The organism is Mycobacterium sp. 1245499.0 (genome assembly GCF_001673615.1).
Taxonomy (GTDB): Bacteria; Actinomycetota; Actinomycetes; order Mycobacteriales; family Mycobacteriaceae; genus Mycobacterium; species Mycobacterium europaeum_A.
In genome coordinates, this window is the sequence record NZ_LZMG01000424.1 from 1 (window position 1) to 11,150 (window position 11,150).

12 protein-coding genes are annotated in these 11,150 nt (G+C 69.6%); 10 read left to right on the forward strand and 2 right to left on the reverse strand.

Going from position 1 to position 11,150, the window contains the following annotated elements; all coding sequences use genetic code 11:
* The 6 genes from A5646_RS26275 to A5646_RS26300 form a co-directional block, all read left to right on the forward strand.
* On the forward strand, positions 1 to 803 hold an 803-nt coding region (locus A5646_RS26275), incomplete at its 5' end, for a VWA domain-containing protein (protein WP_156765721.1).
* A 19-nt stretch (positions 804 to 822) separates the two neighbouring features.
* Positions 823 to 1,437: a cob(I)yrinic acid a,c-diamide adenosyltransferase gene (cobO, locus tag A5646_RS26280; protein WP_066876220.1), complete on the forward strand. Its 615-nt coding sequence runs from the start codon at positions 823 to 825 to the stop codon at positions 1,435 to 1,437.
* A complete protein-coding gene (locus A5646_RS26285; RefSeq protein WP_156765722.1) occupies positions 1,434 to 2,831 on the forward strand; it encodes a cobyrinate a,c-diamide synthase in 1,398 nt (465 codons plus the stop codon). Before cobO ends, A5646_RS26285 begins: the two co-directional genes overlap by 4 nt.
* Before the next feature lie 119 nt (positions 2,832 to 2,950).
* On the forward strand, positions 2,951 to 4,156 hold the full coding sequence (gene cobA / locus A5646_RS26290) for a uroporphyrinogen-III C-methyltransferase (protein WP_066876216.1): 1,206 nt from the start codon (positions 2,951 to 2,953) through the stop codon (positions 4,154 to 4,156).
* 33 nt (positions 4,157 to 4,189) lie between these two features.
* Entirely contained in the window at positions 4,190 to 5,797 is a 1,608-nt protein-coding gene (locus tag A5646_RS26295; protein ID WP_066866974.1) for an MFS transporter, read from the forward strand.
* A gap of 155 nt (positions 5,798 to 5,952) precedes the next feature.
* A complete protein-coding gene (locus A5646_RS26300) occupies positions 5,953 to 7,710 on the forward strand; it encodes a proline--tRNA ligase (RefSeq protein WP_067025390.1) in 1,758 nt (585 codons plus the stop codon).
* Here A5646_RS26300 and A5646_RS26305 read toward each other — a convergent pair.
* Positions 7,707 to 8,153 (reverse strand): ferritin-like domain-containing protein, encoded by a 447-nt coding sequence (locus A5646_RS26305; protein WP_066866978.1) that lies wholly within the window; start codon positions 8,151 to 8,153, stop codon positions 7,707 to 7,709. The two genes, A5646_RS26300 and A5646_RS26305, sit on opposite strands and share 4 nt — an antisense overlap.
* The gene (locus tag A5646_RS26310) at positions 8,150 to 8,680 is read right to left on the reverse strand and encodes a hypothetical protein (RefSeq protein WP_066866980.1); all 531 of its coding nucleotides are present in this window, start codon (positions 8,678 to 8,680) and stop codon (positions 8,150 to 8,152) included. The genes A5646_RS26305 and A5646_RS26310 overlap by 4 nt, the downstream gene beginning before the upstream one ends.
* A gap of 229 nt (positions 8,681 to 8,909) precedes the next feature.
* On the opposite strand from A5646_RS26310, the gene rimP reads away from it, so the two are divergent.
* The 4 genes from rimP to A5646_RS30525 all read left to right on the forward strand — a co-directional run.
* Positions 8,910 to 9,446 (forward strand): ribosome maturation factor RimP, encoded by a 537-nt coding sequence (gene rimP / locus A5646_RS26320; RefSeq protein WP_066876211.1) that lies wholly within the window; start codon positions 8,910 to 8,912, stop codon positions 9,444 to 9,446.
* On the forward strand, positions 9,443 to 10,498 hold the full coding sequence (gene nusA, locus A5646_RS26325; RefSeq protein WP_066866986.1) for a transcription termination factor NusA: 1,056 nt from the start codon (positions 9,443 to 9,445) through the stop codon (positions 10,496 to 10,498). Before rimP ends, nusA begins: the two co-directional genes overlap by 4 nt.
* Before the next feature lie 195 nt (positions 10,499 to 10,693).
* Positions 10,694 to 10,927, forward strand: a complete 234-nt coding sequence (locus A5646_RS28625) for a YlxR family protein (protein ID WP_231998480.1) — start codon at positions 10,694 to 10,696, stop codon at positions 10,925 to 10,927.
* Between the two features lie 108 nt (positions 10,928 to 11,035).
* Positions 11,036 to 11,150, forward strand: a 115-nt coding sequence (locus A5646_RS30525; protein ID WP_156765723.1) for a translation initiation factor IF-2 N-terminal domain-containing protein, incomplete at its 3' end; no start/stop codon positions are given.

Genomic DNA, 11,150 nt, shown 5'->3' on the forward strand with positions numbered 1-11,150 from the left:
GTGCGCCGCCGTCGAAAACCTTTCCCACCCGCGCGCTGCGGGTTCCCGGTGTCGGCGAGGGCGCGCCCGGGCGGCGGTCCCGGGCCCGCAACGCCAGCGGCAGCGTCATCGCCGCCACCGACGCCGATGACGCGAGCTGCGGCGGCCACGGACTGCACCTGTTCGCCACCCTCCTGTCCGCCGCCGAGCGCGCCGGTGCCGGGCCGTTGCGGCCCCAGCCCGACGATCTGCGCCGCGCCGTGCGCGAGGGCCGCGAAGGCAATCTGGTGATCTTCGTCGTGGACGCGTCGGGTTCGATGGCCGCCCGCGATCGCATGGCCGCGGTCGGCGGCGCCACGCTGTCGCTGCTGCGCGACGCGTATCAGCGGCGCGACAAGGTCGCCGTGATCACGTTCCGCCACCAGGAGGCGCGGCTGCTGTTGCCGCCGACCTCGTCGGCGCACATCGCCGGGCGGCGACTGGCGCGGTTCGACACCGGCGGCAAGACCCCGCTGGCCGAGGGCCTGCTGGCCGCGCGCGAGCTCATCGTGCGGGAGAAGGCCCGCGACCGGGCGCGGCGTCCCCTGGTGGTGGTGCTGACCGACGGCCGGGCCACCGCCGGGCCGGATCCGTTGGGCCGCACCCGGATCGCGGCGGCGAGGCTGGTCGCCGAGGGCGTGGCCGCCGTGGTGGTCGACTGCGAGACGTCCTTTGTGCGGCTGGGCCTGGCCGGGCAACTGGCCCGCCAGCTGGGCGCGCCGGCGATCCGGCTGGAGCAGCTGCACGCCGATTCCCTGACGCGCGCGGTGCGCGACGCGGCCTGAGCGAAAGGGTTAAGCGCTTATGCCACAGGGTGTTCCATTGCAGGTTCCCGATGACGGCCTGACCACGCGGGCGCGGCGCCACACGCCCGTGCTGGCGGTGCACACCGGCGCCGGCAAGGGAAAGTCCACGGCCGCATTCGGAATGGCGTTGCGGGCCTGGAACGCCGGCCTGTCGGTCGCGGTGTTTCAGTTCGTCAAAAGCGCCAAGTGGAAGGTGGGCGAGGAGGCGGTCTTCGGTCAGCTGGGCCAACTGCACGACCAGCACGGGATCGGTGGTCGTGTGGAATGGCACAAGATGGGCGCGGGCTGGTCCTGGACCCGCAAGGCGGGCAGCGACGTCGATCACGCGGCGGCCGCGGCCGACGGCTGGGCGGAGATCGCGCGCCGGCTGGTCGATCAGCGCCACGACTTCTACGTGCTGGACGAGTTCACCTATCCGCTGAAGTGGGGTTGGGTGGACGTCGACGAGGTGGTGCGGGCGCTGGCGGCGCGACCCGGTCATCAGCACGTGGTCGTCACCGGACGTGACGCACCGCAAAGCCTGATCGACGCGGCCGACCTGGTGACCGAGATGGCGAAGGTCAAGCATCCGATGGACGTAGGACGCAAGGGGCAGAAGGGCATCGAGTGGTGAGTGTTCCCGCGGTGGTCATCGCCGCCCCAGCCTCGGGCAGCGGAAAGACCACGCTGGCAACGGGTTTGATCGGTGCCTTGCGGCAGGCGGGCCACGCGGTGGCGCCGTTCAAGGTGGGCCCGGACTTCATCGATCCCGGCTATCACGGCCTCGCCGCCGGCCGCCCCGGCCGCAACCTCGACCCGGTGCTGGTGGGGGAGGGTCTGATCGGCCCGCTGTACGCCCACGGCGCGCGTGGCGCGGACATCGCCGTGGTCGAAGGGGTGATGGGGCTGTTCGACGGCCGGATCGGGCCCGCTGCAACCACTCCCGCGGCGGGCTCGACGGCCCACGTGGCAGGCCTGCTGGGTGCGCCCGTCGTTCTGGTCGTCGATGCGCGCGGGCAGAGCCAGAGCGTCGCCGCGCTGCTGCATGGCTTTTCCACCTTTGACACCGGTACCCGCGTGGCCGGAATGATCCTGAACCGGGTCGGATCGGCCCGGCACGAGCAGGTGTTGCGGCAGGCCTGCGAGCACGCCGGCGTCCCGGTGCTCGGCGCCATTCCTCGGGTGGCCGAATTGGAGCTGCCCACAAGGTATTTGGGACTTGTCACCGCGGTGGAGTACGGGCAGCGGGCGCGGCTGGCGGTGGAGGCGATGACCGATTTGGTCGCGCGCCACGTCGACCTGGCGGCGGTCGTTGCCGCCGCCGCAAGCCGGGTCGCGCAACCGCCCTGGGATCCGGCGGCGGTGGTCGGGGAGACGCCCGCCGGGCGTGCCACTGTCGCCATGGCGGCGGGCAAGGCATTCAGTTTCGGCTACGCAGAACACCGGGAACTGCTGGCCGCCGCCGGCGCCGAAGTGGTCGAATTCGATCCGCTCGTCGACGCGTTGCCCAACGGCGCCGATGCGGTGTTGCTGCCCGGCGGTTTTCCCGAACAGTTCACCGCGGAGCTCTCGGCCAACGACGTCGTCCGCCGGCAGATCAAGGAGCTGGCCGCCGCGGGGGCGCCGATACACGCAGAGTGCGCGGGGCTGATTTACCTGGTCTCCGACCTCGACGGCCATCCGATGTGTGATGTGCTGGCCGGGCGGGCGCAATTCACGTCGCAGCTGACCTTGGCGTATCGCGATGCCGTCGCCGTGGCGGATTCGTCGTTGCACGCCGCGGGCCAGCGGGCGGTAGGGCACGAATTTCACCGCACCACAGTCACATTCACCGGCAATTATCAGCCGGCCTGGATGTACCGGGTCGACGGAGCCGCCCAGGGGAGCGCCGCCGTGCGTGACGGCGCCGTGCACGCCGGGGTGCATGCGTCTTATCTGCACACCCACCCGGCGGCCGCGCCGGAGGCGGTGGCGCGCTTCGTGGCACACGCTGACTCCCGGCTTCGCCGCGCTGGCGATCGCCACTAGATCGATGGTGGCGACCCGCGGCGCCCGGCTTCGCCGCGCTAGCGATCGCCACTAGATCGATGGTGGCGACCCGCGGCGCCCGGCTCCGCCGCGCTAGCGATCGCCACTAGGCTTGCCGGGTGACCGAGAGCGCCTACCTTGTTGGGCTGCGGCTGACCGGCAAGAAGGTCGTCGTGGTCGGCGGCGGCACCGTTGCCCAGCGCCGGTTACCCTTGCTCATCTCCAGCGGCGCCGACGTCCACGTCATCTCCCGCAGCGCCACCCGATCGGTCGAGGCGATGACGGGAATCACACTGGCACTGCGCGAATACCGCGACGGCGACCTCGACGGAGCCTGGTATGCGATCGCGGCCACCGACGACCCGCGCGTGAACGAGGCCGTGGTCGCCGAGGCCGAACGGCGCCGCATCTTCTGCGTTCGCGCCGACGTCGCCGTTGAGGGGACCGCCGTCACCCCAGCATCTTTCGACTACGCGGGGCTGTCGGTCGGCGTGCTGGCCGGGGGCGAGCACCGCCGGTCGGCGGCGATCCGCTCGGCCATCCGCGAGGCGCTGCAGACCGGGCTCATCACGCCCGAGAGCCCGGTGGGCTCCGACGTCGTCAAGGGCGGCGTCGCGCTGGTCGGCGGCGGGCCCGGCGACCCCGAACTCATCACCGTGCGCGGCCGCCGCCTGCTGGCCCAGGCCGACGTCGTGGTCGCCGACCGGCTGGCGCCACCGGAACTGCTCGCGGAACTGCCCCCGCACGTCGAAGTCATCGACGCCGCCAAGATCCCGTATGGGCGGGCGATGGCCCAGGATGCGATCAACGACGTGATGATCGAGCGCGCCCGCGCCGGCAGCTTCGTAGTTCGCCTGAAGGGCGGGGACCCCTTCGTGTTCGCCCGCGGCTACGAAGAGGTGCTGGCGTGCGCCGAGGCCGGGATTTCGGTGACCGTGGTGCCGGGTGTGACGAGCGCCATAGGAGTGCCCGCTTTAGCGGGCGTCCCGGTCACTCATCGGGCGATAAATCACGAGTTCGTGGTGGTCAGCGGGCATCTCCCACCCGGTCATCCCGAATCGTTAGTGAATTGGGATGCGCTGGCCGCAATGTCCGGCACCATTGTTTTGCTGATGGCCGTCGAGCGCATCGAACTTTTCGCCGAGGCGCTCCTCAAAGGCGGCCGACCTGCGGATACTCCGGTGTTGGTCGTTCAGCATGGAACGACCGCCGCTCAACACACTTTGCGGGCTACCCTCGCCGACACGCCCGAAAAGATCCGCGCCGACGGTATCCGACCTCCGGCGATCATCGTGATCGGCGCTGTGGCGGCTTTCGGGCTTTAAACGGTTCTTAAGATTACTGTAAGGTAACCCTTTATGACGGCTCTCAACGATGCAGAGCGCGCGGTGCAGAATCTTGCCTCGGCGCGCCCCGATCGTCCGGCCCCGGTGCGCGCGGCGGAGACCACCGCGAAAGCCCCGGCGGAGACCGCCTCAACGCGCATCAGCAAGTATTATCCGGCGTGGCTGCCCTCGCGGCGCTTCATCGCGGCCGTCATCGCCATCGGCGGCATGCAACTCCTCGCGACCATGGACAGCACCGTCGCCATCGTCGCGCTCCCCAAGATCCAAAACGAGCTGAGCCTGTCCGACGCCGGCCGCAGCTGGGTGATCACCGCCTACGTGCTGACGTTCGGCGGGCTGATGCTGCTCGGCGGTCGTCTCGGCGACACCATCGGGCGCAAGCGAACCTTCATCGTCGGTGTCGCGCTGTTCACCATCTCCTCCGTGCTGTGCGCGGTCGCCTGGGACGAGGCGACCATGGTCATCGCGCGACTGTCGCAGGGCGTCGGTTCCGCCATCGCCTCACCGACCGGCCTGGCGCTGGTGGCCACCACCTTCCCCAAGGGGCCGGCCCGTAACTTCGCGACCGCGGTGTTCGCCGCGATGACGGCGGTCGGCTCGGTGATGGGCCTGGTCGTCGGCGGGGCGCTTACCGAGGTGTCCTGGCGGCTGGCGTTCCTGGTGAACGTGCCGATCGGCTTGGTGATGATGTACCTGGCCCGCACCGCACTGCGGGAGACCAACCGCGAGCGGATGAAGCTCGACGCCACCGGGGCCATACTGGCCACCTTGGCCTGCACCGCGGCCGTATTCGCCTTTTCGATGGGGCCGGAAAAGGGCTGGATGTCGATCACCACCATCGGCTCGGGCGTGGTGGCGCTGGGTGCCGCGCTGGCCTTCGTCATCGTGGAGCGCACCGCCGAGAACCCCGTCGTTCCGTTCGGCCTGTTCCGTGATCGCAACCGGCTGGTCACCTTCACCGCCATCTTCCTGGCCGGCGGGCTGATGTTCAGCCTGACCGTGTGCATCGGCCTGTACGTCCAGGACATCCTCGGTTACAGCGCGCTGCGCGCGGGCGTCGGCTTCATCCCGTTCGTCATCGCGATGGGCATCGGCCTCGGCGTCTCCTCGCAGCTGGTGTCCCGGTTCTCCCCGCGGGTGCTGACCATCGGCGGCGGGATCCTGCTGTTCTGGGCGATGTTGTTCGGCTGGGCGTTCATGCACCGCGGGGCTGCTTACTTCCCCAACCTGGTGCTGCCCATCGTGGTCGGCGGCATCGGCATCGGCATGGCCGTCGTTCCCCTCACGCTGTCGGCCATCGCCGGTGTGGGCTTCGATCAGATCGGACCGGTATCGGCCGTCACGCTGATGCTGCAGAGCCTGGGTGGGCCGCTGGTGCTGGCCGTCGTGCAGGCGGTGATCACCTCGCGGACGCTGTATATGGGCGGCACCACCGGCCCGGTCAAGTTCATGAACGATGCGCAGTTGGCCGCGCTGGACAACGGCTACACCTACGGGCTGCTCTGGCTGGCCGGGGTGGCCGTCATCGTCGGCGGCGCGGCACTGTTGATCGGCTACACCCCCGACCAGGTTGCGCACGCGCAAGAGGTCAAGGAAGCGATGGACGCCGGGGAGCTGTAGCTCACCGCAGGCGGGTTCGCAGTCACCGCTAGGCCCGATGGCGGTGACCCACTGCGCCCGGCTTCGCCGCGCTTGTGATCACCGCTAGGCCCAATGGCCGTGACCCACTGCGCCCGGCTTCGCCGCGCTTGTGATCCCCGCTAGGCTAGCCCGCTGTGATCACCCGGATGTCCCAGTTGTTTTTGCGCACCTTGCGCGACGATCCCGCCGACGCCGAAGTCGCCAGCCACAAGCTGCTGATCCGGGCCGGCTACATCCGGCCCGTCGCGCCCGGCCTGTACAGCTGGTTGCCGCTCGGATTACGGGTGCTGCGCCGCATCGAGCGCATCGTCCGTGACGAGATGAATGCCATTGGCGGACAAGAGATACTGTTTCCCGCGCTGCTGCCACGCGCGCCGTACGAGACGACGAACCGGTGGACGGAGTACGGCGACTCGGTGTTTCGGCTGCAGGATCGCCGCGGCAATGACTTCCTGCTGGGCCCCACCCACGAAGAGCTGTTCACCCTGACCGTCAAAGGTGAATACAGCTCCTACAAAGACTTTCCGGTCCTGCTCTATCAGATCCAGAACAAGTATCGCGACGAGGCGCGGCCGCGGGCCGGCATCCTGCGGGTCCGGGAGTTCGTGATGAAGGACTCCTATTCGTTCGACATCGACGACGCCGGACTCAAGGCCGCCTATCACGCGCACCGGGAGGCCTATCAGCGCATCTTCGCGCGCCTTCAGGTGCGCTACGTCATCGTCTCCGCGGTATCGGGGGCCATGGGCGGCAGCGCGTCGGAGGAGTTTCTGGCCGAAAGCGCCGTCGGGGAGGACACCTTCGTGCGGTGCCTGGAATCCGGCTACGCGGCCAACGTCGAGGCCGTCATCACCGCGCGCCCGGAGGCGCAGCCGATCGACGGGCTGCCCGAGGCGGTGGTGCACGACACGGGCGACACCCCGACCATCGCCACGCTGGTGGACTGGGCCAACCGGGCGGACCTGGGCCGCGCCGTCACCGCGGCCGACACGTTGAAGAACGTGCTGCTCAAGGTGCGTCAGCCCGGCGGGGAGTGGGAGCTGCTGGCCATCGGGGTGCCGGGTGACCGCGAGGTCGACGACAAACGGCTGGGCGCGGCGCTGGAACCGGCCGAATACGCGTTGCTCGACGACGCCGACTTCGCCAAGTATCCCTTTCTGGTGAAGGGATACATCGGCCCGAAAGGCTTGCAGGACAACGGTGTTCGCTACCTGGTCGACCCGCGGGTGGTGGACGGCACCAGCTGGATCACCGGGGCCGACGCGCCCGGGCGGCACGTCGTCGGGCTGGTCGCCGGCCGGGACTTCACCGCCGACGGCACCATCGAGGCCGCCGAGGTGCGCGACGGCGACCCCTCACCGGACGGAGCGGGTCCGCTGGTCTCGGCGCGTGGCATCGAGGTGGCGCACATCTTCCAGCTCGGCCGCAAATACACCGACGCCTTCACCGCCGACGTGCTCGGTGAGGACGGCAAGCCGGTCCGGCTGACCATGGGCTCCTACGGGCTCGGGGTGTCACGGATGGTGGCCGTCATCGCCGAGCAGCACCACGACGAACTGGGCCTGCGCTGGCCGTCGGCGGTCGCCCCGTTCGACGTGCATCTGGTGATCGCCAACAAGGACGCGGAGGCGCGTACCGGCGCCACCAACCTGGCCGACGAGCTGGACCGGTTGGGCGTCGAAGTGCTGCTCGACGACCGCCAGGCCTCACCCGGCGTGAAGTTCAAGGACGCCGAACTGCTCGGCGTCCCCTGGATCGTCGTGGTGGGCCGGGGCTGGGCGGACGGGGTGGTGGAGCTGCGCGACCGCTTCGGCGGCGAAACCCGCGAACTGGCCACCGGGCCGTCACTGGCCGCCGACATCGCGGCGGCCTGCTCGCCGAACAGCGGTTAGTCGTTGCCCCCGGGGAAGCTCGTCGTGATGGGCCAGGCGCCTAGCACGCGGCTCCACCGGGCGCCCATGACCGCGCTCTGCACCAGGGCCGTCGCGGCGAACGCGCGGTCGGCGCCGCTCTCGGCGTGCTCGGCGACGACGCGCCACGCCCCCGCGCCGTCGTTCTCCATCCGCGCGGCCAGGCGCGCGGCGTCGGCCGGGCCGCCGACCACCAGCGGCAGCTGGTAGCCCGCCGCGGCGACGGGAACGGTCACCTTGCGGGCATTGAGCATCGCGATGACGTCGTCACGGCGCTGGCGGTGCTGCGCGAGGGCCTCTACGACCATGTCGTTCACGCTGGGCGGGGACAGCGCCGAGACGATGCCGTAGCCGTAGATCGTCGAGTGCTCGATGGCCAGCGCGTCGCACAGCGCCGTGTTGTCGGCATCCTTGCCGGAGGTCATATCGACGGCCCCCCGGGCACGAGCGCGACCGTGTACGAGGCAGTGCAGGAGGCGGCGATCGAGGCCAGCAACCCGGCCCGATAGCCCGACTCGGTGCCCACCAGGCGGGTGGCGCTGTCGGCCGAGGCCCGCAGCGCGTTGATGACGTCGGACACCGGCGGCGGAGGCGGTGGCGGGCCGGCCGGCTGGGCCTGGCCCGGGTTGGGCGTCTCGCTCGTGGGGGAGGTGGCGAGCTTGCCGGCCGCGCGCGAGATCTCCGCGGACAGCGCGCGGGCATGCGCGGCGCGCTGGCTCGCCACCACGGTCAACGCGGCGGCGACCTGAGGCGGGTTCCCGATGGCCGCTGCGGCGGCACCCGCCAGCGCGCTGTCGTGCCGGGCCTGATCCAGCGGCCCCAGCAATTGCTCGACCGGCGGCGGTTTGGGCGCGGACTTGCCGCAGGCGGACACCACCGCCCCGAGCGCAGCCAAAGCCGCACCACCGGCGAGCACATCTCGCCTGTTGACGAACGGAACTGCGCTAGGCACAAAGACATCCTGCCATCGGCGCGCAGCCGGGCAAGATGCCAGGACGCGATCACGCCGTCAACCGCGATTCCTGGCGTATCGTGGATAGCTGGTTCTCGCAGAGGGCGGCCGCCGACAGCAACGGTCAGCAACGGGCGTTCCTCCGCCGGGACACCGGAAGCCGCCTGCGAAGCCATCGGGGCGCCGACATCCGCCAGATGACCGGACAACTCAAGATGAGGAGCTCGCCGTGACCACCGGGCTACCGTCGCAGACGCAGGTGATCGAGCTACTCGGTGGAGAGTTTGCGCGCGCCGGATTCGAGATCGAAGACGTGGTCATCGACGCCCGGACCCGCCCCCCGCGAATCATGGTGATCGCCGACGGCGACAACGGCCTCGATCTGGACACGGCGGCCACGTTGTCCCGCTCGGCATCGGCACTGCTCGACGGCCTGGACACCATCGGCGACCAGTACGTGCTCGAGGTCTCCTCGCCCGGCGTGGACCGCCCGCTGACCAGCGCGAAGCACTTCCGCCGGGCGCGCGGCCGCAAGGTCGACGTCGTCCTGTCGGACGGATCGACGCTGACCGGCCGGGTCGGCGAGACGGGCGATGGCGCGGTCGCACTGGTGGTGCGCGCGGGCCGGGATCTGGCGGTGCGCCAGATCCCCCTCGCCGACATCGTCAAAGCTGTTGTCCAAGTGGAGTTTTCGCCCCCTAACCAAGCGGAGCTGGAACTGGCGACCACGGGTCAGGCCCAAAGGACGGAGGAGCGGCGCCTATGAACATCGACATGGCCGCGCTGCATGCCATCGAGGTGGACCGCGGCATCTCGGTCAACGAGCTGCTCGAGACGATCAAATCGGCGCTGCTCACCGCCTACCGGCACACCGAAGGCCACCAGAACGACGCGCGGATCGAGATCGACCGCAAGACCGGTGTCGTGAAGGTGATGGCCCGGGAGACCGACGAAGACGACAACGTCATCAGCGAATGGGACGACACCCCCGAGGGTTTCGGCCGCATCGCCGCCACCACCGCCCGTCAGGTCATGCTGCAGCGGTTCCGGGACGCCGAAAACGAGCGGACTTACGGCGAGTTCTCCACCCGCGAGGGCGAGATCGTCGCCGGCGTCATCCAGCGCGACAGCCGGGCCAACGCGCGTGGCCTGGTGGTGGTCCGGATGGGCACCGAGACGAAGGCCTCCGAGGGCGTGATCCCGGCGGCCGAGCAGGTCCCCGGGGAAAGCTACGAACACGGCAACCGGGTGCGGTGCTACGTCATCGGGGTGACCCGCGGGGCCCGCGAGCCGCTGATCACGCTGTCGCGGACCCACCCCAACCTGGTCCGCAAGTTGTTCTCGCTGGAGGTCCCCGAGATCGCCGACGAGTCCGTCGAGATCGTGGCGGTGGCGCGAGAGGCCGGCCATCGGTCCAAGATCGCGGTGAAGTCCAACCTGCCCGGCCTGAACGCCAAGGGCGCCTGCATCGGTCCGATGGGGCAGCGGGTCCGCAACGTGATGAGCGAGCTCTCCGGCGAGAAGATCGACATCATCGACTACGACGAGGACCCCGCCCGCTTCGTCGCCAATGCGCTGTCGCCGGCGAAGGTGGTGTCGGTGTCGATCATCGACCAGGCCGCCCGCGCCGCCCGGGTGGTGGTGCCCGACTTCCAGTTGTCCTTAGCCATCGGCAAGGAAGGCCAGAACGCGCGCCTGGCCGCCCGGCTCACCGGGTGGCGCATCGACATCCGCGGCGACTCGCCCGCCGGGGCGGGCGGGCATCCGGAGAGCCAGTCCGAACACGGCGCCACCCACGGAATGGCCCGCGACCGCTAGCGGGCCGGCCGGGTCGCGCCGGCGCATGCTCGGGCGGTTCTGAGCTTCGATCCGGTGACGCTAGACTGAGCCGTGATCCAGCGCGAACTTTCGGCTCCCGAAATCACGTCGCACCGTCATGCGGGTGGACCCGTACGGACGTGCGTCGGGTGCCGGAAGCGAGAGCTGGCCGTCGAGTTGCTTCGAGTGGTGGCTGTGCCGACCGGGAACGGCGAATTCGCCGTGATCGTTGACACAGGCAAGAGCCTGCCGGGGCGGGGTGCATGGCTGCATCCCGGGCCGCAGTGCGCGCAACAGGCAATCCGGCGGCGGGCTTTCACCAGAGCGCTGCGCATCACCGGTTCACCGGATACATCCGCGGTGGTCGAGCACGTAGAGTTCCTGGGAGTCTCTAAATGCGCCCGATCTACCCGGCAACAGAACAGGTAGCAAAGAACATGAGCACACCGTGAAGTCCCGATGATTCGCATTCCTATGCGTTACAGCTAATTCCCGAGGCGCGGCCCCACGACTGTCGCCTCATAGACAGGAGATGTAGTGGCAGGTAAGGCCCGCGTACACGAGTTGGCTAAGGAACTCGGTGTCACCAGCAAGGAAGTCCTCGCCCGACTGAATGATCAGGGCGAATTCGTTAAATCAGCATCGTCGACGG

Bases quoted from the DNA above. Each gene is read 5' to 3' on its own strand.
- cobO (WP_066876220.1), top strand. From the start codon at position 823: ATGCCACAGGGTGTTCCATTGCAGGTTCCCGATGACGGCCTGACCACG.
- A5646_RS26295 (WP_066866974.1), top strand. From the start codon at position 4,190: ATGACGGCTCTCAACGATGCAGAGCGCGCGGTGCAGAATCTTGCCTCG.
- A5646_RS26305 (WP_066866978.1), bottom strand. From the start codon at position 8,153: ATGACCTCCGGCAAGGATGCCGACAACACGGCGCTGTGCGACGCGCTG.
- nusA (WP_066866986.1), top strand. From the start codon at position 9,443: ATGAACATCGACATGGCCGCGCTGCATGCCATCGAGGTGGACCGCGGC.